At 60.3% G+C, this 20183-nt stretch carries 21 protein-coding genes; 13 read left to right on the top strand and 8 right to left on the bottom strand.

Annotated elements, in window-relative coordinates; genetic code table 11:
* Positions 1-24: 24 nt before the first annotated feature.
* Positions 25-693 (bottom strand): heme exporter protein CcmB, encoded by a 669-nt coding sequence (ccmB, locus tag CPH89_RS19960; protein ID WP_053255186.1) that lies wholly within the window; start codon positions 691-693, stop codon positions 25-27.
* A complete protein-coding gene (ccmA, locus tag CPH89_RS19955; RefSeq protein ID WP_232005469.1) occupies positions 690-1271 on the bottom strand; it encodes a cytochrome c biogenesis heme-transporting ATPase CcmA in 582 nt (193 codons plus the stop codon). Before ccmA ends, ccmB begins: the two co-directional genes overlap by 4 nt.
* A gap of 254 nt (positions 1272-1525) precedes the next feature.
* On the opposite strand from ccmA, the gene fliK reads away from it, so the two are divergent.
* The gene (gene fliK / locus CPH89_RS19950; RefSeq protein ID WP_053255184.1) at positions 1526-3103 is read left to right on the top strand and encodes a flagellar hook-length control protein FliK; all 1578 of its coding nucleotides are present in this window, start codon (positions 1526-1528) and stop codon (positions 3101-3103) included.
* Complete coding sequence (locus CPH89_RS19945; protein ID WP_053255183.1) at positions 3100-3429, top strand: EscU/YscU/HrcU family type III secretion system export apparatus switch protein; 330 nt, start codon at positions 3100-3102, stop codon at positions 3427-3429. The genes fliK and CPH89_RS19945 overlap by 4 nt, the downstream gene beginning before the upstream one ends.
* 131 nt (positions 3430-3560) lie before the next feature.
* Here CPH89_RS19945 and CPH89_RS19940 read toward each other — a convergent pair whose 3' ends face one another.
* Both CPH89_RS19940 and moaB read right to left on the bottom strand, forming a co-directional pair.
* Complete coding sequence (locus tag CPH89_RS19940; RefSeq protein WP_053255182.1) at positions 3561-4778, bottom strand: molybdopterin molybdotransferase MoeA; 1218 nt, start codon at positions 4776-4778, stop codon at positions 3561-3563.
* Entirely contained in the window at positions 4771-5310 is a 540-nt protein-coding gene (gene moaB, locus CPH89_RS19935) for a molybdenum cofactor biosynthesis protein B (protein ID WP_053255181.1), read from the bottom strand. Before moaB ends, CPH89_RS19940 begins: the two co-directional genes overlap by 8 nt.
* 76 nt (positions 5311-5386) lie before the next feature.
* Here moaB and mobA point away from each other — a divergent pair, with 76 nt between their 5' ends.
* Both mobA and CPH89_RS19925 read left to right on the top strand, forming a co-directional pair.
* A complete protein-coding gene (gene mobA / locus CPH89_RS19930; protein WP_053255180.1) occupies positions 5387-5989 on the top strand; it encodes a molybdenum cofactor guanylyltransferase MobA in 603 nt (200 codons plus the stop codon).
* Positions 5990-6068: 79 nt separating this feature from the next.
* Positions 6069-6290 carry a YgdI/YgdR family lipoprotein gene (locus tag CPH89_RS19925; protein ID WP_017136187.1) on the top strand — a complete coding sequence of 74 codons (222 nt, stop codon included), beginning with the start codon at positions 6069-6071 and terminating at the stop codon, positions 6288-6290.
* A 55-nt stretch (positions 6291-6345) separates the two neighbouring features.
* On the opposite strand, the gene CPH89_RS19920 is transcribed toward CPH89_RS19925, so the two are convergent.
* The 3 genes from CPH89_RS19920 to CPH89_RS19910 all read right to left on the bottom strand — a co-directional run bounded on the left by CPH89_RS19920 (position 6346) and on the right by CPH89_RS19910 (position 7955).
* Positions 6346-7236 (bottom strand): pseudouridine synthase, encoded by an 891-nt coding sequence (locus CPH89_RS19920; protein ID WP_053255361.1) that lies wholly within the window; start codon positions 7234-7236, stop codon positions 6346-6348.
* Positions 7237-7308: 72 nt separating this feature from the next.
* On the bottom strand, positions 7309-7644 hold the full coding sequence (locus CPH89_RS19915; protein ID WP_016978478.1) for a hypothetical protein: 336 nt from the start codon (positions 7642-7644) through the stop codon (positions 7309-7311).
* A 74-nt stretch (positions 7645-7718) separates the two neighbouring features.
* Positions 7719-7955: a glutaredoxin family protein gene (locus CPH89_RS19910; RefSeq protein ID WP_053255179.1), complete on the bottom strand. Its 237-nt coding sequence runs from the start codon at positions 7953-7955 to the stop codon at positions 7719-7721.
* Between the two features lie 175 nt (positions 7956-8130).
* Here CPH89_RS19910 and CPH89_RS19905 point away from each other — a divergent pair, with 175 nt between their 5' ends.
* A complete protein-coding gene (locus CPH89_RS19905; protein ID WP_139372199.1) occupies positions 8131-9855 on the top strand; it encodes a cation:proton antiporter in 1725 nt (574 codons plus the stop codon).
* Here CPH89_RS19905 and CPH89_RS19900 read toward each other — a convergent pair.
* Positions 9842-11050 (bottom strand): ammonium transporter, encoded by a 1209-nt coding sequence (locus CPH89_RS19900; protein WP_053255360.1) that lies wholly within the window; start codon positions 11048-11050, stop codon positions 9842-9844. The genes CPH89_RS19905 and CPH89_RS19900 overlap by 14 nt on opposite strands.
* 346 nt (positions 11051-11396) lie before the next feature.
* Between CPH89_RS19900 and CPH89_RS19895 the strand changes: the two genes are divergently transcribed.
* From CPH89_RS19895 to CPH89_RS19860, 8 genes are all read left to right on the top strand, one after another.
* Complete coding sequence (locus CPH89_RS19895; RefSeq protein ID WP_053255177.1) at positions 11397-11711, top strand: ElaB/YgaM/YqjD family protein; 315 nt, start codon at positions 11397-11399, stop codon at positions 11709-11711.
* A gap of 4 nt (positions 11712-11715) precedes the next feature.
* Complete coding sequence (locus CPH89_RS19890; protein ID WP_053255176.1) at positions 11716-12102, top strand: phage holin family protein; 387 nt, start codon at positions 11716-11718, stop codon at positions 12100-12102.
* A complete protein-coding gene (locus CPH89_RS19885) occupies positions 12099-12440 on the top strand; it encodes a hypothetical protein (protein WP_053255175.1) in 342 nt (113 codons plus the stop codon). The genes CPH89_RS19890 and CPH89_RS19885 overlap by 4 nt, the downstream gene beginning before the upstream one ends.
* Positions 12441-12532: 92 nt before the next feature.
* Positions 12533-13696, top strand: a complete 1164-nt coding sequence (locus tag CPH89_RS19880; RefSeq protein ID WP_053255174.1) for an EAL domain-containing protein — start codon at positions 12533-12535, stop codon at positions 13694-13696.
* Between the two features lie 71 nt (positions 13697-13767).
* Positions 13768-15099, top strand: coding sequence for a deoxyguanosinetriphosphate triphosphohydrolase (locus CPH89_RS19875; RefSeq protein ID WP_053255173.1), 1332 nt, complete (start codon positions 13768-13770; stop codon positions 15097-15099).
* A 156-nt stretch (positions 15100-15255) separates the two neighbouring features.
* Positions 15256-15651, top strand: coding sequence for a response regulator (locus tag CPH89_RS19870; protein ID WP_053255172.1), 396 nt, complete (start codon positions 15256-15258; stop codon positions 15649-15651).
* Between the two features lie 257 nt (positions 15652-15908).
* Positions 15909-16535: a response regulator transcription factor gene (locus tag CPH89_RS19865; RefSeq protein WP_053255171.1), complete on the top strand. Its 627-nt coding sequence runs from the start codon at positions 15909-15911 to the stop codon at positions 16533-16535.
* An 8-nt stretch (positions 16536-16543) separates the two neighbouring features.
* Positions 16544-20179 (top strand): transporter substrate-binding domain-containing protein, encoded by a 3636-nt coding sequence (locus CPH89_RS19860; RefSeq protein WP_053255170.1) that lies wholly within the window; start codon positions 16544-16546, stop codon positions 20177-20179.
* Positions 20180-20183 lie beyond the last annotated feature (4 nt).

Raw genomic sequence — 20183 nt, 5'->3', positions numbered from 1 at the left:
TTAATAACGCTTAACCAGACCTCATTATTCGCCGACGCTGATCTTCAGGCCAGCCGCTATAGCAAAGGGTGTCAGGGTTACCGCCAGGGCGGTCAGGCTGCCAAGCCACAGGAGGTAACCGGTCGCCGGCATGCCCATGAGCGCGGCTTGCAAAGCACCGCTGCCCAGGATCAATACCGGGATATACAAAGGCAGAATCAGCAGGGCCAGCAACAGGCCACCCCGCTTCAAACCGACGGTCAACGCTGCGCCCACCGCCCCCAACAGGCTGAGCACCGGCGTACCGAGCAACAGGGAAAACAGCAGCACCGGCAGGCATTCGACGGGCAAACCCAGCATCATCGCCAGCAGCGGCGAGAGCAAGACTAGCGCCAAGCCGGAAAAAACCCAGTGTGCCAGTACTTTTGCCAGTACCAGAAGGGGCAAGGGGTGCGACGAAAGGACCCACTGTTCCAGGGAACCGTCTTCGAAATCACTGCGAAACAGCCCGTCCAGCGAGAGCAGGACAGATAAAAGTGCCGCGACCCACACCAGCCCTGGGGACAAGGTTTGCAACAGTTTAGTCTCGGGGCCGACCGCCAACGGGAACAACGCGATGACAATAGCGAAGAACACCAGCGGATTAGCCAATTCAGCCGGGCGGCGACACAGCAAGCGTGCTTCACGGGCAACCAACAGGGCAAACACACTCATACCGACCACCGGCCCAAATCCAGCTCACGGTAACCGGCAGGCATGAGCGCCAGGCTGTGGTGAGTCGTGAGGACCACCAACCCGCCCTGCTCGCAGTGTCGAGCCAGGTGTGCTTCGAGTTGCGCCACGCCCTGTTTGTCGAGGGCGGTGAACGGTTCGTCGAGAATCCACAGCGGCGGGCCGGGCAGATACAGACGGGCCAGGGCCACGCGGCGTTGCTGGCCGGCCGACAACGTATGGCACGGCACGTCTTCAAAACCCTTGAGCCCCACAGCGGCCAGGGCTTGCCAAATGGCATCGCGGCAAGCGGGATGATGCAGGGCACTGAGCCAACTGAGGTTTTCTTCGGGCGTCAGCACGTCCTTGATCCCGGCGGCGTGGCCGATCCAGATAAGGTTGCGGGCGAGTTCGGTGCGTTGTTCGTTGAGCGGCTGGCCGTTGAGGCGAACCTCACCTGCCGTCGGCTGCATCAACCCGGCCAGCAGGCGCAGCAAACTGGTCTTGCCGCTGCCGTTCGGCCCGCTGATTTGCACCATGTCGCCGCCCGCCAGACGCAGTTCGAGGTGTTCGAACAGCATCCGCAGGTCGCGTTCACAGGCAAGCGCTACGGCTTCAAGAAGAGGGCTGGTCAAGAGATCGCGGGCCTTTACGGTTCAAGTCGGCGGTGCAGCGGCCGTTATAGAGAGATGCACAATAACGGCTTTGGCGACCGATTTTAGAGAGCTGGATCAAATAGTTGTGAGGTTTTTACCGCTCTCTTTGCAGACGGGCGGCATTATACATGTGATGCCCTACTCTAAAGAGGGCAATTTCCCCAGAGACGACGCGCACGATGACCGGTGAGATCAACCTTCCTACGCTGCCTCCTGCCCCGGCCACCGGGCCAGCCCCGTTGCCCCCGACCGGTGAGTTGCTCAAACTGCTGGAACCGCAGACCGGCTTGATCGACCCTGGGAAAACCGCAAACGCCGAGGTGATTGCGCTTAAACAAGGCGGCGACGCGTTTCAACTGTTGCTCAAGTTGACCCTCGAAGGCGGCCGCCAGACCCTGGTGCAAGCCAGCAGCGCGCAGCCATTGCCGCTGGGCAGCAACGTGGCGGTGAGCCAGACGCCAACAGGCAACCTGACCATTACCTTGCAGCAAGCCTTGAGTGCCAATGTGGCCGCCCTCACCCGTATCGACACCACGCAAATGCCAGAGGGCACGCTGCTGCAGGCCAAAGTGCTGACCACCCAGATGCTGCCACAGGGCGCGACGCAACCGGCGATCTATCGCTCGCTGGTGACGGTGCTCAATAACGCCCTCGCCGGAACGACGCTGACCCTGGAAAGCCCACAGCCACTGCGGGTCGGCAGCTTGCTCAGCGCCGTGGTGCAGAATGCGCAAACCTTGAATTTCGTGCCGTTAAGCGGGCTTAAGGATCAATTGGCCGTCGCGCAACAACTCTCGACCCAGCAAAGTCGCCAGGGTTCGCTGGACGTGGTGTTTACTGCCTTGCAAAACTTGCCCGCTGATGACAGCACCTCCAGCGACCTGCGCGCCGCCGCCGCGCGTTTGCTGGCGGCCCTGCCAGACCTGGCACAGGTCAGCAATCCCAAGGTCCTGGCGCAATTGGTACAGAACAGCGGCGCGTTTCTTGAAGCCAAGCTGCTGGTCGGGCAAAACCCGCAAATCCCCCCGCTGGACATGAAAGGCGCCCTGCTGCGCCTGGTCGCCGACCTGGTGCCGGCCCTGCCCACCGGCACCCACCTCAACGCCATCCTCGCCGCCAATACCTTGGCCCAGGTGCTGCCGAACTTTGTGCGCAACCCGCTGAGTACGCTCGGCCAGATCAGCGCCCGGCAAGCACCTGCAGGGTTTCCGCTGCCGGATCGGTTGATGCAGCGCCTGGAGGGCGAAGGCGACCTGGAAAACCTGCTGCGCCTGGCCGCCGGGGCGATTTCACGCTTGCAGAGCCACCAGCTGTCGAGCCTGGAGCAGACCGGCACCACGGCCGATGGTCGACTGCAGACCACCTGGCAGCTGGAAATCCCCATGCGCACCTTGCAGGACATCGTGCCCTTGCAGGTCAAGTTCCAACGCGAAGAACCCACGCCAGACAAGGACCAGCCCGAACGCAAAGACAAAAAAGACCCCAAGCAGATGCTCTGGCGCGTCGAGCTGGCGTTCGACATGGAGCCGCTGGGGCCGCTGCAGGTTCAGGCGCAACTGACACAGGGCAAACTGTCCAGCCAGTTGTGGGCGACTCGGCCCTATACGGCGAGTTTGATTGAAAGCCATTTAGGCAGCCTACGCGAGCGCCTGGTGACCTCGGGTCTGAACGTCGGCGACCTGGATTGCCACCTCGGCACCCCGCCACGCGGGCCACGCACCGGACTGGAGCAACGCTGGGTGGATGAAACCGCATGAAAAACCCAACCCCACCACGCCAGGCGATTGCCCTCAAGTACGACGGCCAGCAAGCGCCGACCCTGACAGCCAAGGGCGACGATGCCCTGGCCGAAGCCATTTTGAAGTTGGCGCGGGAGAATGAAGTGCCGATCTATGAGAACGCCGAGCTGGTGAAGCTGCTGGCGCGCATGGAATTGGGCGACAGTATCCCGGAGGAGTTGTACCGCACGGTGGCGGAGATCATTGCGTTTGCCTGGACACTCAAAGGCAAGTTCCCGGTCGGGTATGACCCGAATGCCGAACCGGTGGAGCGGGATGTGACAGAGCGTGGCGACGACTACTGAAAAGTCTCAGAGATACATAATCCAAAATGTGGGTGCTGGCTTGCCTGCGATAGCGGTACACCTGTTCCAGATAAGCAAGCTGACACATCGCCATCGCAGGCAAGCCAGCTCCCACATTTAGCTCTCTATTGTCAGTTCAAGACTTCACTCAGGGGGATGAAGTTGACTCGGTCCCCCAAGGCCAACGTCGTCCCTTCCAGCACCTCGACAAACCCCTCGGCCCATGCCGCGCTGCGCAGCACGCCTGAGCTTTGGTTGCGATAGATGACCGCTTTGCCCTGCTCGATACGCCCGCGCAGGTACTCGCGGCGGTTGCCCGGCTTGGGCCAGACGAACCCCACCGGCACTTCGAAACGCAGCGGCGCCACGTCCTGCACGCCTTGGCGGCGCAGCAGATAAGGGCGTGCCAGCAGCGCAAACGTCACCAGGGTGGAGGCCGGGTTGCCCGGCAGGCCGATCACCGGCACACCACGAAAATGGCCGAAGGTCAGCGGCTTGCCGGGTTTGATCGCCAGCTTCCACAAGGCCAGCTCGCCCTCTTCGCGCAGGGCGATGCCGAGGAAGTCCGCTTCGCCCACCGACACACCACCGGTGGACAAAATCAGGTCGACACTGCCCAGATCGGCCAGGCGCGTGCGGGTTTTTTCCAGATCATCCGGCAGAATCCCGGCATCAATCACTTCACAGCCCATCCGCGCAAGCCAACTGCACAGCACACGGCGATTGCTGTTGTAGATTTGCCCCGGCCCCAGCGGCAAACCCGGTTCGATCAGTTCATCACCGGTGGACAGCACGGCCACGCGCACGCGGCGCACCACACTCAGACGGTCACGGCCAAGGGACGCAGCCAGGCCCAGCTCAATCGGGCCGAGCCGGGTACCGGCGGTTAGCACCCACTCGCCGACGGTGGTTTCCTGGCCTTGGGGGCGGATGTTCTGGTTGACGTGCAAGGGTTCAGTGAAACTCACGCGCTCGTCGGCGTGGACCACCGCGTTTTCCTGCATCTCTACACAGTCCGCACCTTCGGGCACCGGTGCGCCGGTAAAGATGCGCGCACACGTGCCGCTCGCCAATGGCTGCGGCGCCTGGCCGGCGAAGATGCGCTGGCTGACGGGCAATGGCTCGCCCTTCCAGTCCGACAGACGCACGGCGTAGCCGTCCATGGCGCTGTTGGGCCAGGGCGGCAGATCGAGGGTGGAGATGAGGTCGTGCGCCAGCACACGGCCATCGCACTCGCCCAGAGGCAACACTTCCTGATCACGGATCGGTGCGGCTTCGGCCATGTCCAGCAGTTGGCGCAGCGCGTCTTCCACCGGCAGCAAAGCGCCGGTTTTACCCGGCTTATCCACGGGATTCGCAGGGTTCGGCCTGCTTCAGGTGGGGCACGAAGTTGCACGGGCGGTGGCGGTTATCCAATTGCTCGGCGAGGATGCCATCCCAGCCCGTGCGCACCGCGTTGGTCGAACCCGGCAGGCAGCATACCAGCGTGCCATTGGCCAGGCCGGCCAGGGCGCGCGATTGCACGGTGGAGGTGCCGATGTCGGCCACCGAGATCTGGCGAAACAGTTCACCGAACCCATCGACTTGCTTGTCCAGCAAGCAGCTCACCGCTTCGGGCGTGCTGTCGCGGCCGGTGAAGCCGGTGCCGCCGGTGATCAGCACCACTTGCACCACGTCTTCGGCGATCCAGTGGGCGACTTGGGCGCGAATTTTGTAGAGGTCGTCCTTGAGCAGCACGCGCTCAGCCAGGTTGTGGCCAGCGGCGGTCAGGCGGTCGACGAAGACCTGGCCCGAGGTGTCGGTGTCCAGGGTGCGGGTGTCGCTGACGGTCAGTACAGCAATATTCAGGGCTACGAAGGGCGCATCAGCCTTGGCGTTCATGGCTCGGTCCAGTTGTCGAAGGAACAGCCCGATGTTATATCACAGGGCCCCATTTACCTGCCGCAGCGGAACCGCCATGTCTGTTGATTCTTCGCCCCTGCCCTGTTCGATTTTGCTGCTGGCCGGTGGCCGTGGCCAACGCATGGGCGGCCAGGACAAAGGCCTGTTGCAGTGGCACGGGCAGCCGCTGATTGCGCACTTGCAGCGCCTGGCCCGGCCGCTGACGGATGACCTGATTATCTCCTGCAACCGCAACCATGAACGGTACGCACCGTATGCCGACCAGTTAGTGAGCGACGACAGCCCGGACTTCCCCGGCCCGCTGGCAGGCATCCTCGCTGGCTTGGCGGTCGCACAGCGTGAGCATTTGTTGATACTGCCGTGTGATGTACCGAACATCGACGTGGGGCTGCTCACCGACCTGCGTGAGACTGCACGCCACAACCCGCTGCTGCCGGTGATGGTGCGCCAGGGTGAGTTCTGGGAACCCTTGATCTGTATCATCCCGACTCACCTGCACATTGAGGTAAAACGGGCATGGGACGCCGGTGAACGCAGCCCGCGCAGGATCCTCTTGCAACTGGGTGGCGTGGGCCTGCAATGCCCGGCCGAAGACCCGCGGCTGGCCAACCTGAATACACCTGAGCTGTTACACCCAGGCTTCGGCGTGTCAGAATGAACCTCGCACAAGGAACTTTGTCGGCGCCGCGCGCGTCACAAGGTCAGTTGTTTAAAAGAATTCTTTCGGAGACACACTCATGACTCAACGGACCATCGCCGCTCTCATGCTTGCACTGGGCCTCGCCACTCTCGCCGGTTGCGCCTCGCCTACAGTGATCACCCTGAATGACGGTCGCGAAATCCAGGCCGTCGATACCCCTAAATACGACAAGGCTTCGGGCTTCTATGAGTTCGAACAACTTGACGGCAAGCAAACCCGCATCAACAAAGATCAGGTTCGCACCGTTAAAGACCTGTAAGTCTTAGCGTTTGCCAACAAGGCCCGCCTCGCGCGGGCCTTGTCGTTTCCGGGGGTTACCAGTCGAGGGTAATCTGGCTGCGGAAATCGCGTTGTTCACCTGTGACCGGGTCGATAAACCGCACGCCCTGAGCCAGCAGCTTGAGCGGGTTGGCGTAGTCGTCCTCGGCGTCCTTGATCACGTCGGGGTAGAACGGGTCATTGCAGATACTCGCCCCCAGCGCAGTCATGTGCACGCGCAACTGGTGCTTCTTGCCCGTTACGGGGAACAGGCCGTAGCGCCACAAGTCGGCATTTTTTTCGCGCACTTCCACGGCCGTTTCGGTATTGCTGGCGCCCGGCCCTTCCTGCATACGGAAGAACGGCTCGCCATCCACCAGGCGGCTTTTGTGCACCCTGGGGAACGTCAGGTTCGGCAAAGCCGGGGCAATGGCTTCGTAGAATTTGTCGATGCGCCGCGTAGGAAACAGCTGTTGATACGCCGAACGGCTTTGCGGGTTGGCCGAGAACAGCACCAGCCCGGCCGTATGCCGGTCGATGCGATGCAAGGGAACAAGCGCGGGGTTATCCAGACGACGAATCAGGCGGCGCAACAGGGTTTGCTCGACGTATTCGCCAGCAGGCGTTACCGGCAGAAAATGCGGCTTGTCGGCCACGACCAAATGTTCGTCGGCGTACAGGATAGTTTCCTGTACCGGGATCACCTTCTCATTCGGTACTTCACGAAAGTAATAAATGCACAGGCCTTCCTTGTAGGCCAGGCCGAGGTTGATCGGGTGACCGTTGATGTCGAGCACACGGCCTCGCGCGATGCGGTCCAGCCAGTGTTCACGGCTGATCGCCGGAAAATGCTCGCACAGGCAATCCAGCACTGTCGCCCAAGGGCCAGGTGGCAAATACAACGTACTGGCTTGGTGCTGGGACGCGGAAAAACCGGATGTGGACATGACAATGCTCGGAGCCTGGAAAATCAGGCAGGCATTATCCCGCATGGAGCGGGATTGAGCCTAGGGCGGATCTCAGGCCTTTGCCAATTCGGCCCGCAGGATCGGCGAGGCACTGGCGGCGTCGGTGAACTCCTTGAGCCAGCGCAGCACGTCCACCGCTTCCCAACGGCCGGGATCGTACAGCGCGTACAACAAGCCCTGGTAACCCACGACATCCAACTGCTTGTGGTAACCGGCGCGCTGGAACAAGGCCTCGATTTCGGCGAAGCAGGTATTGAAATGCACTTTGTTAAACGGCGTCTTGCCTTCCGTGACCAGGCCATCCAGGCGCAGCTCGTTCACCGCGTCGCGCACGACATCGGCAGACATGCGATTGACGCTGCTTTTTAATTGTTCAACATTCACCACGGGCGATCCCTCTACTCAATCACTGTACAGGCATACAGTAACGTAATAATTGGTAACCCGCTATCGGATAACGCTTAACGAAGGAAGGCAACAATCTGCTCAGGGTCGAATGGCCAATCCAATTCAGCCCCTGTATCCACACGGCGAAGCACCGGAATCCGCAGGCCATAGACTTCGGTGAGATCAACGGGCTCAGTGATATCAACCAGTTCCACCAGCAGCCCTCCTTCGACGAGCGGCATGATTTCGGCTTCGGCTATCTCACAAAGATGGCAACCCACGGTGCCGAGCAGCTGGCATTCAGGAAACATGGCGACGGGACCCGATCAGTAAGTAGGTCATCATTCTAAGCCCGCCCAATACCTGTGGCGAGCAGGCTTGCCCGATGAAATCCGACTGCCGACAAAAGACCTGACCCAGGTCACCATGACGTATAACTGATTCAGCGATTCTCGCGGCTTTTTGCCCGTTCACCCCGCAATGGAGATGCTTGTGTTCGCCAACCTGCTGATCATTCTGGCCTCATCCCTGGTGGTGATTGCGCTGTTTCGCCGGCTGCGGCTGCCGCCCGTGCTGGGCTACCTGTGCGTGGGCCTGGCCGTGGGGCCCACCGCGCTGGACTGGGTGAATGACAGTGAAGACCTGCCGGACCTCGCCGAGTTGGGGGTGGTATTCCTGCTGTTTTCCCTTGGGCTGGAGTTTTCCCTTACCAAGATGTTCGCCTTGCGCAGCGTGGTTTTCGGGCTGGGCAGCTTGCAGGTACTGGGCTGCGGTGTGCTGCTGGGAGGCCTGCTGATGGCGTTTGGCCTGGCGCCAGGCGTCGCTCTGCTGCTGGGTGCCGGGTTGGCGTTGTCCTCCACGGCCATCGTCAGCAAGGAGCTGACCAGCCTCGGGGAAATCTTCAGCAGCCATGGCCAGAATGCGATTGGCGTGTTGCTGTTCCAAGATGTAGTGGCCGTGCTGCTGCTCACCTTGGTGCCGGTATTTGCCGGTAACAGCGACCAGGCGTGGTACTGGGCGTTGCCGCTGACGCTGGGCAAAACCGTGCTGTTGTTCGTCGGCTTGCTGTTCGCCAGTCGCTGGTTATTGCCCCGCCTGTTTCACGAAGTCGCGGCGTCCCGTTCAGCAGAGCTGTTTGTGCTATTGGCGCTGGTGATCGTATTGCTGACCGCCTGGCTCACGCACCTACTGGGACTCTCGCCTGCCCTCGGCGCGTTCCTGGCGGGCATGCTGTTGGGCGAAAGCCATTACCGGCATCAGATCGAAGCCGACATCCGGCCGTTTCGCGACATTCTGCTCGGGCTGTTTTTTGTCAGCATCGGCATGCTCATCGACCTGCAGCTGTTCGTCAGCCATAGCCTGCTGATCCTCGGCCTGACCCTTGCACTGATGCTGATCAAGGCCCTGGTGGTAGCGGCGTTGGTCAAACTGCGTGGCAGCGACAGTGAAACCGCCTGGCGCAGTGGCCTGGCCCTGGCCCAGGGCGGCGAGTTCTGTTTTGCGCTGATGGCGCAAATGCAACACAGCCGGCTGATACCCGAAGCGTTCAACGGCCTGCTGCTCGCTGCCACCTTCTGCTCGATGCTGCTGACCCCGCTGCTGCTGCGCGCGGCACCAACGATTGCCCTGCGCCTGCACCGCAAGCCCAACCAGCAGGTGCACCTGGAAGCAATCACCGCGCTCAACGCCCAATTGAGCGGCCACGCAGTGATTTGCGGGTACGGCCGCGTCGGGCAATCCATCGGGCGCTTTCTGCACCGCGAGCAACAGGCGTTTATTGCACTGGATGATGACCCGGCGCAGGTGCAGGGAGCCGCCACGCAAGACCGCAACGTGCACTACGGTGACTGTCGCCGTGGGGCCTTGCTGAGTGCGGTCGGCCTGGAACGCGCACGGCTGGTGGTGATCGCGGTGGATAACAGCGATGTCGCACTGGTGGTATTGACGGAGGCACGCCGGATCAATCCGGACGTGCCGATTCTGGTGCGTACCCGTGACGACAGCCAACTGACGGAACTGAAAGCCGCCGGCGCCAGCGAAGTGGTGCCCGAACTGCTGGAGTCGAGCCTGATGCTCGCCTCCCACGCCTTGATCCTGCTGGGGCTTTCGGACGAACAGGTGCAGGCGCGGGTCGACGAGGTGCGGCGTAACCGCTATCGCCTACTGCACGGTTTCTACCCGCGGACCGACGAGCCGATCAATCCTGACTGACCGCGCCGATCTTGTGGATCGACAGGTCAGCGCCGTAGTACTCCTGCTCCTGGCTCAGGCGCAGCCCGTGCACGCGTTTGATCACGCCGTACACCAACAGGCCGCCGACCAGCGCCACCACCACCCCCAGCGCGGTGCCAATCAACTGGCTGATCAGGCTCACGCCGCCCAAGCCGCCAAGGGCGGTCTGGCCGAAGACGCCGCACGCGATACCGCCCCACACGCCGCACAAACCATGCAGGGGCCACACACCCAGCACGTCATCGATCTTCCAGCGATCCTGGGCGGCGATGAAGAACCACACGAACAAACCACCGGCGACGACACCAGTGACCAGCGCGCCCACAGGGTGCATCAAGTCGGAACCGGCGCAAATCGCCACCAGCCCGGCCAGCGGACCGTTATGCAGGAAGCCAGGGTCATTGCGGCCGATCACCAGGGCAGCAACCGTGCCGCCAACCATGGCCATCAGCGAGTTGACGGCGACAAGGCCGCTGACGCCATTCAAGGTCTGCGCGCTCATCACGTTAAAGCCGAACCAGCCGACAATGAGGATCCACGAACCCAACGCCAGGAAGGGAATGCTCGACGGCGCAAATGCCACCAGGCGCCCTTCTCGATAGCGCCCGTTACGCGGGCCCAACAGCAGCACCGCCGCCAGCGCCAGCCAACCGCCCATGGCGTGTACCACCACGGAACCGGCGAAGTCATGGAAGCTGGCACCAAAGGTGGCGAGCAACCAGGCTTGCAGGCCGAAATTACCGTTCCACACCAGGCCTTCAAAAAACGGGTAGATAAATGCCACGATCAGCGCGGTGGCACACAGCTGAGGAGCGAACTTTGCACGCTCGGCAATGCCACCGGAAATAATCGCCGGGATCGCCGCAGCGAAGGTCAGCAGGAAGAAAAACTTCACCAGGCCGTAGCCGTGATCGGCACTGATGACCGCCGCCGGTTGCATAAAGCTCACGCCGTAGGAGATCCAATAGCCTATAAAGAAATAAGCCAAGGTCGAGATGGCGAAGTCGCTGAGGATCTTCGACAGGGCGTTGACCTGGTTTTTCTGGCGCACGGTGCCGACTTCCAGGAACGCAAAACCGGCGTGCATGGCCAGCACCATGACCGCGCCAATCAGAATAAACAGGGTGTTGGAACTGTGGACTAATGTGTCCACTGCGCTTTGCAAATTTTCCATGGAGGTTGGCAGGCCTGCATTAAAGGCAAAAAGCACCAAAGCGGTTCAAGCCAGGGTTTCGCGCACTAAATTGGCACCACCAGTCCCGCACCTCTTCAGAGGGCGTGAACCGCTTTAGCGCAGCGAATACCGCAACAAGCCATTACCGACAGGGTTTTTCCGCGAGTTTCATTGATTTAGGGTAAGGTTTTTCAAGGCATTCGCCTCAGGCCGCCCATATTCAGCGCACGCCCCGGGCATGCGCACCAAGGCAAAGCAAAAGCTGTACCAGACAATTGAACTGAACCTTCACAGAAGCCTGTGACTCGAAACCACACGTACCGATCAGCCAATCACGGAGATAACCATGGCCAGAAGAACTGCAAAGACTGCTCAAGAGATACTGATGGCGGATTTTCAAACCCTGGTCAGTGACACTGAAAAGTTGCTCGACGACACCGCCGTGCTGGCCGGTGACCAGGCCGATGAGCTGCGCACCAAGATCCACGACAGCTTGCTCAAGGCCCGCGAAACCCTGCAACTGACCGAAGACTCCCTGCGCGAACGCGGCGCGGCGGCTGTCACGGCAACGGAAGATTACGTGCAGGCCAACCCTTGGCAGTCGGTGGGCATTGCCGCCGGTGTTGGCTTTCTGATCGGTCTGCTGGCTACAAGGCGCTAACATTATGGCTATCGGCGAATCCGGCTCGTCCACGAGCTCAAGCTCCACCTCCCGACGCCTGGGCGCGGCCGTTCTGGGCTTGCTGCACAGCCACGTCGAGTTATTTGGCATCGAGTTGCAAGAGCAGAAATCACGCACGGTGAGCCTGCTGCTGTTCGCGGGCCTGGCACTGGTGTTTGCTCTGCTGCTGTTGGTGGGGCTGTCGGCGCTGGTGATGATTCTGGTGTGGGACACCTACCGTATCACCGGGATCATTAGCCTGTGTGTGTTCTATTCGCTGGCCGCAGCGTTCTGCGGAGTGCGCTTGAAGGCGGCGATATTCGATGAGTCCACGCCGTTCCATGCCACCCTTGAAGAACTGGCCAACGACCGGGAGCGCCTGCTGCCATGAGCATGACTGAAATTCCACACACCGCTTCGCGCCGGGAAATGCGCAAGGCGCTGATTCGCCTGCGCATGGAAATGCACCGCCAGGAAATCCGTCACGAGTCCCAGCAACTGATGGCGCCCCTGAACAAGGTGCGCGATCTACGCCACAACTGGCAGGACAGCCTGGGCATCAAGCACGCGCCGCTGTGGGGCGTGGCCGCGGTGACACTGATGGGTTTTTTCACCGGCAAGGGCGCCAAAGGCGGCAGTATCAGTAGCCTGACGCGCCTGGTGCGGCTGGGCGCCGGTTTGATCCCGCTGATTAAATTGGCCATGCAAGGTGCCTCGCGCAAAGGTTGAACCCCGCTGGCTGCATTCTTGCAAACAGAATCGGCCCGGCCCTCGAACATGAGGGCCGGGCCTTTTTTTGCCAGCTCTCTTAAGGAGGCCCCGTGATCGACGGGCAACCGCTTGCCTGCTTCCAACCGTTTATCGACACCGCCACCGGCCGCATTGCGGGTGTAGAGGCGCTCGGCCGCCTGCGCCAGGCGGATGGCCGCCTGCTGTCCGTGGGCCCGCTGTTTGCTGACCCGCGCACGCCCGGCATGACCTTGCGCAGCCTCGACCGACAAATCCGCGACAATGCGTTAAGCCGCCTTCATGAAGCACCCGAAGACTGGTTTCTCAGCCTGAACATCTCGCCACGCTGGATCAATCGCCTGCGCCCGGGCCAAGCCTTGCCGAGTTTGAAACAGGTACACGCCTACGGCATCGATCCGCGGCGCATCGTGTTTGAGATCACCGAGTTAGGAGGCGACATCCAGCGTCTGGCCGACGTCGTGGTGCGTTATCGCAACGCGGGTGCGCGAATCGCCATTGATGACTTTGGTGCCGGCTATTCCCAACTCGACCGCGTACTGGCACTGCAACCGGATATTCTCAAGCTGGACATGCGCCTGTTCCAGGAAGCCGCCAAAGGCGGGCCGAGCAGTGACGTCGTCAGGGCGCTGGCGCAAATGGCGGAAAAGACCGGATGCTGGATCATCGCCGAAGGCGTGGAAACCGAGGCGCAATTGAGTTTCGCCCTGGAATGCGGCGCGCGGTATGTGCAGGGTTACTTGTTTGCTCAGGCGCAGCTGGAATGGTTTGCAGCCGATGCCTTCGTGCCGCGATTTGCTCGCCTGCGCACGGTGTACGTCCAGCACAAACTCGCAGAGCGTGGCCGCTTGATGCAGTTGCGCCTGCAATTGGTCGAACTGATGAGAATCCTGCAAACCTGGGCCCAGTGCCGCGCGCCGCTGAATCAATTACCCCAATTGCCGGACTTCCCCTGGCTGCTGCGCTTTTATCAGTGCGACCGCCATGGCACCCAACTCACCCCCAACTTCGAATGGCGCCAGGACGCCTGGCAGGCTGACAGCCGCTACCTGGGCCACAACTGGTCGTGGCGCCCGTACTTCTATCATCTGCTCGCCGAAGGTTGGGAAGAACGACGCCTGACGCTCTCGTCGACCTACCGCGACGCCACCACCAATCAGTATTGCCTGACCGCCGGACAATTCTTCGATAACGGCCAGCGCTTGCTGTTAATCGATATCGATGCAGTCGGGCTGTAGATTTTCGCTTGCCGAGGCCACGCTGAACCGGGAAGCTGGGAGGGTCATTCACCGTACGGAGAGTACCCGCCTTGGATTGGCCCACCCTGCTGACACGCGAACGTCTTGGAAAGCCCCTGCACAGCCCCGAAGAACTCGGCCGCAGCCCGTTTCACAAGGATCACGACCGTATTATTTTCTCCGGCGCATTCCGCCGACTGGGCCGCAAGACACAAGTGCACCCGGTATCGAGCAATGACCATATCCATACTCGCCTGACCCACTCCCTGGAAGTCAGCTGCGTCGGCCGCTCCCTCGGCATGCGCGTAGGCGAAACCCTGCGTAGCGCCCTGCCCGACTGGTGTGAACCGAGCGACCTGGGCATGGTGGTGCAATCGGCCTGCCTGGCCCATGACATCGGCAACCCGCCGTTCGGGCACTCCGGTGAAGATGCCATTCGCCACTGGTTTCAACAGGCGGCCGGACGCGGCTGGCTGGATGACATGAGCACTGCCGAGCGCAATGACTTCCTCAACTTCGAAGGCAATGCCCAGGGGTTTCGGGTACTGACCCAGCTGGAATACCACCAGTTCGACGGCGGCACACGGCTGACCTACGCCACCCTTGGTACCTATTTGAAATACCCGTGGACCGCTCGTCACGCGGATTCCCTGGGCTACAAAAAACATAAGTTTGGCTGCTACCAGAGCGAGCTGCCGATCCTTGAGCAGATCGCCCACAAACTCGGCCTCCCGCAGCTGGAAGAACAACGCTGGGCACGTCATCCGTTGGTTTACCTGATGGAGGCAGCAGACGATATCTGCTACGCCTTGATTGACCTCGAAGACGGCCTGGAAATGGAGTTGCTGGAATATGCCGAGGTGGAGTCGTTGCTGCTCGACCTGGTGGGTGACGATTTACCCCAGACTTACCGGCAACTGGGCCCGGAGGACTCTCGTCGGCGAAAGCTGGCGATCCTGCGCGGCAAGGCGATCGAGCACCTGACCAATGCCGCCGCGCGGGCCTTTGTCGAACAGCAAGACGCGTTGCTCGCCGGCACGCTGCCCGGTGACCTGGTGGAGCACATGCACGGCCCCGCCAAGCGCTGCGTGCTGGATGCCAAGGACATGGCGCGTAAAAAAATCTTCCAGGACAAGCGCAAAACCCTGCACGAAATCGGCGCCTACACCACCTTGGAAATCCTCCTGAACGCCTTTTGCGGTGCGGCACTGGAACAGCATGGCGGGCGCACGCCGTCGTTCAAGAACCGGCGCATCCTCGACTTGCTGGGCAACAGCGCGCCAAACCCGGCCTGGCCGCTGCACGCGTCGTTTTTACGCATGATCGACTTTATCGCCGGCATGACTGACAGCTACGCCACCGAGATGGCGCGGGAGATGACCGGACGTTCCAGCCCGCAGTGAACATGTTGATCACGCCGCCTGCTTCCCGTACAGAATTTGCCTACGACGGGAACAGAGCGGCCTGATCGAATTCGCACACAAGCTCGAGGAATAATCGCGCACGCTTCTGGCGGACTTGCTACGCCCCGCCCCTTCTGAATGAGCCCTGTGCCTTCTATGCCCCTACCCCGTCTTCGAATCCTGTTGGTGGAGGATCATCCCTTTCAGCTCCTGGCCACTCAATGCCTGCTTAAAAGCTTCGGCTTCGAGCACCTGACCCTTGCAGAAAATGCCGAACAGGCGATTCGCTCGATGTCCAGCGCCACGACTCCGTTTGACCTCCTGCTGTGTGACCAATGCCTGCCTGATCTACCCGGGCTGGAACTGGTGGAAATTGCCAACCGCCGTCACTTCATAAGCAGCGCCATTCTACTGAGCGGGCTGGCGGCAACCGAACTGTCCACCCTGACAACACAAGCCCTGCAACGTGGCCTGCCACTGCTTGGCTATTTAATGAAGCCCCTGAATAAAGACGAACTTGCAAGGTTGATCGCGCCAATATTCCCTCTCTAAAAAATCGACTTTAAACGCTGTTCAGCGATCGGAAATTCGTCTGAAAACCCTTGCTGAACCTGTCGCCCCAGCGCTGAGCGTACTGATTCAAACTTTGCTTAGATCCGACGGCGCAAAGCCTTAATGAAGGGTAGGCAGTTACCTCTTTTTCTGTAGGAATTCTCCTGTTTTATATCTACTCCCCCCTAGGTTCATCCTACTCCCTCATCTTCTGAGCTAATGTGCCCGCTTTATTTGCACTTGCATGGAATATGATTATGAACACAGTTTTTATCATTGATGACCACCCCGTTATCAGGTTGGCGATTCGTATGTTGTTGGAACACGAGGGTTATAAGGTCGTTGGTGAAACGGACAACGGTTGTGACGCGATCCAAATGGTTCGCGAATGCCTGCCGGACCTGATCATCCTGGATATCAGCATCCCGAAACTCGACGGCCTCGAAGTGCTCTGCCGATTCAACGCCATGAACACATCCATGAAAACCCTGATTCTTACCGCCCAGAGTCCGACGTTGTTCGCCACGCGTTGCATGCGCTCCGGCGCAGATGGCTACGTGTGCAAGGAGGGTGACCTGAGCGAACTGCTGAGCGCCATTCGCGCGGTGTTGTCCGGTTACAATTACTTTCCCAGCCAGGCATTGAATAGCAATGGCACCGACGGTAAGGATGCCTTGGAACTTGAACTGTTCAAGGCAGTGAACGACCGGGAACTGATGGTATTGCAACTCTTCGCACAGGGGCGCACCAACAAGGAAATCGCCAAAGGTATGTTTCTAAGTAACAAAACAGTAAGCACTTACAAAAAAAGGCTGATGCAGAAACTTAAAGCCAAATCCTTGGTAGAACTTATCGAGATGGCAAAACGAAACGCGCTAGTGTGAGAAAGCGGATGCCCAGGCGTATAAAGGACTATCTGATTGTATTAATTGCCGGTATGTGCCTGAGCACTACTGTGCCCGCGACCCCACAACCGGGTCCGGAAAACTTCACCTTATTGAGCCGCGCGGGTACCGTTCAACTGGATACTCAACTGGACAAGGCTCAGCGCCAGTGGTTGCTGAACAAACGCGAGCTGGTGCTGGGCACCTCGGCACCCGATTACCCACCCTTCGACCTGACCTCCAGCGGCCGCGACTATGAAGGCCTGACCGCCGATTACGCCGGGCTCCTGGCCAAAGCCATGGCCCTGCCTATCAAGGTATTGAGCTACCCCACGCGGGAAGCCTCGATTCGCGCCCTGGAAAAAGGTGAAATTGACCTGCTGGGTTCCTCCAACGGCTTTGAGGCCGCCAACCCGAATTTCATCCTGTCGCAGCCGTACGCAGTAGATCAGCCGGTACTGGTGACCCGCGAAGAGGAAACGCGCAGTTTGAGCGATGGCCTGGCCGGGCTGCGCCTGAGCCTCGTCTACCATTACCTGCCGCTGAGCGAAGTGGAAAAGTTGTACCCGCAGGCGGATATCCGCGCCTTCCCCTCGTATCAAAACGCCTTGAATGCAGTGGCCTTTGATCAGGCGGATGTGTTTCTGGGGGACACCATCTCCACCCATTACATGATCAACAAGGGCTATCTGAAGAACGTCCGCATGGCGAATTTCGGCAAGCATGAAGCCTATGGTTTCAGTTTTGCGCTGCGCCAGGACCAGCAGATTCTGCTCAGCATCGTCGATTCGATACTGGCGGCCGTTCCCATGAATGAGCGAGACAGCATCGCCAAGCGCTGGAGCGCCGGCAGCGATATCCTGCTGACCGACAAAAAACTGCAACTGACCCAACGTGAAGAACGCTGGTTGAAAGAGCACCCGGTCGTCAAAGTCGTGGTCAATGAGACCTTCGCGCCGCTGACGTTCTTCGATGCCGACGGCAATTTTCGCGGCATCACCGCCGACCTGCTGGAACTGATTCGCCTGCGGACGGGCTTGCGTTTCGAAATCCAGCGAATTCGCGAGGTCAACACGATGATAGAGCGGGTCACCTCGGGCCAAGCCGACATCATCGGCGCTATCGTGCCCAGCGCCGAGCGGGAGGCCCAACTCAGTTTCAGTCGTCCCTACCTGGAAAACTCCTATGTCCTGCTGACTCGCAAGGAGCCCAACGCCCCCTCGAGCCTGGAGCAGATGGCGGGCAAGCGCCTGGCAATCACCATGGGAAACCCGCTGGAAAAAATCCTGCAACAGGAATTCCCGGGGATTCTCCTGGTGGAAGTCAGTGACACCTTCAAGGCATCGGAAATGCTGGCCCAGGGCAACGTGGACGGTGCGGTGAATTCATTGGTCATCGCCAACTACTTTCTGTCCTCCCAGGTGTTCCAGGACAAACTACAGATCAGCGCCAGCATCGGCACCCTTCCAGCGACTTTCGCCCTGGCGACGCCGCGCCGCGCCGTCGAGCTGAGTTCAATCCTGGACAAGGCACTGCTGAGTATTTCCCCGGACGAAATGGGCGTGATCAACAGCCGCTGGCGGGGTTACACACCCGCCTCCGACAGCTACTGGCGCAATTACCACGAGTTGATTGCACAAATCATCATCGGTACGGGGTTGTTGCTGCTGATTTCCCTGACCTGGAACGCCTACATGCGCCGCCAGATCAAACACCGGAAGATGGCCGAACGGGCCCTCAACGACCAATTCGAGTTCATGCGCGCATTGGTCAATGAGACGCCGCACCCGATTTACGTACGCGACCGCAAGGGCCTGCTGCAAACCTGCAATGACAGTTACCTGCAAGTGTTCGGGGTCAAACGCGAGGAAGTGATTGGCAAGAGCGTGGTGCAAATGGACATGGCTCTGGAGTCGGAGGCGGCGCAGTACCACGCCGACTACCAACGGGTGGTCGCGGAAGGTAACCCGCTGATCCTCGATCGCTCCCTGCATATTCACGGGAAGAAACTGACGATCTACCACTGGATTCTTCCCTATCGCGACTCGGACGGCGAAGTTCAGGGCGTTATCGGCGGCTGGATCGACATCAGTGACCGGCGCCAACTGTTCGACGAACTGCGTGCTGCCAAGGAACGCGCCGACGAGGCAAACCGAGCCAAAAGCACCTTTCTCGCGACCATGAGCCATGAAATCCGCACGCCGATGAATGCGGTGATCGGGATGTTGGAACTGACCCTCAAGCGTGCCGACCAAGGCCATCTTGATCGCCCGGCTATCGAGGTGGCCTACAACTCGGCCAAGGACTTGCTGGAGCTGATTGGCGACATCCTCGACATTGCGCGCATCGAGTCCGGCCGCCTGAGCCTGGCGCCTGAGCGCGTGAATCTACGGGAAGTGATCGAGTCGGTGGTGCGCGTGTTCGATGGCTTGGCCCGCCAGAAAACCCTGCGCCTGTTGCTCGAATTCGACACCGACCTGGACGACACCACCGTACTGATCGACCCGCTGCGCTTCAAGCAGGTGCTGTCGAATCTGGTCAGCAACGCGATCAAATTCACCGAGCACGGGCAGGTGAAGATCAAGGTGCAGGTGCAAGCCACGCCGCTGCCGAACGAGATCCAGATGAAACTGGTGGTCGAGGACACGGGCATCGGCATCAGCCGGGACGATCAATCGCGTCTGTTCGAACCCTTTGCCCAGGCCGACAACTCCGGACACCTGGCCAGGAGTGGCGCCGGCCTGGGGTTGGTGATCTGTCGCAGCCTGTGCGAGATGATGGGGGGGCAACTGAGCCTGAGCAGCGTGCCCATGGTGGGCACTCAAGTGCAGGTCTGCTTGAAGATGACGAGCCTGCAGCCAAACGAGGTACAGGAAGAACTCAAGTCCCAGCCGCCCGCTGCCGCGCCGGTTCTCAATGTACTGGTGGTCGACGACCACCCGGCCAATCGCTTGCTGATGTGTCAGCAACTGGGTTATCTGGGGCATCAGTTCACGGCGGCCCAGCAAGGTGCTGCCGGGTTTCTGGCCTGGCGTCAGGAGCGCTTCGACCTGGTGATAGCCGACTGCAACATGCCCGTCATGAATGGCTATGAGTTGAGTCGCTCAATCCGTGAATATGAGCAGCGAGAGCAACAGGAGCCCTGTGTGATACTCGGTTTCACTGCCAATGCCCAACCCGAGGAGAAACAGCGGTGTGCGCAAGCGGGCATGAACGACTGCCTGTTCAAACCCATCAGCCTCACCGCGCTGGAGCAGCAACTGGCCCGAATCAGACCTCAATCGGCGGTCCTGCGGGTGGACCTCGACTGCCTCGAGGCACTGACCGGGGGTGATCCGCAATTAAGCCGGCGCTTGCTGGAGGAGCTGTTGGACAGCAGTCGCCATGACCGCCAGGACCTGCTGAGCTTGATGGCCAGACAGGCACCGCTCCAAGACATCATTGAGCAAGCCCACAAGATCAAGGGCGCCGCGCGCATCGTCCAGGCATGCGCCCTGGCCGCGCAATGCGAAGCACTGGAGCATGCCTGTGCGCGTCGCGATGAGCGCCCCCTGATCGAGGTCGAGGTGAAGTCCCTGGAAAAACTCATGCTGGAGCTGGAGAGGATACTGCAGGTGCAGCTCCATAAGCTGGATAGCCCATGACCAA

The organism is Pseudomonas fluorescens (assembly GCF_900215245.1).
GTDB lineage: Bacteria > Pseudomonadota > Gammaproteobacteria > Pseudomonadales > Pseudomonadaceae > Aquipseudomonas > Aquipseudomonas fluorescens.
This window is presented reverse-complemented; position numbering and strand designations above follow the sequence as displayed.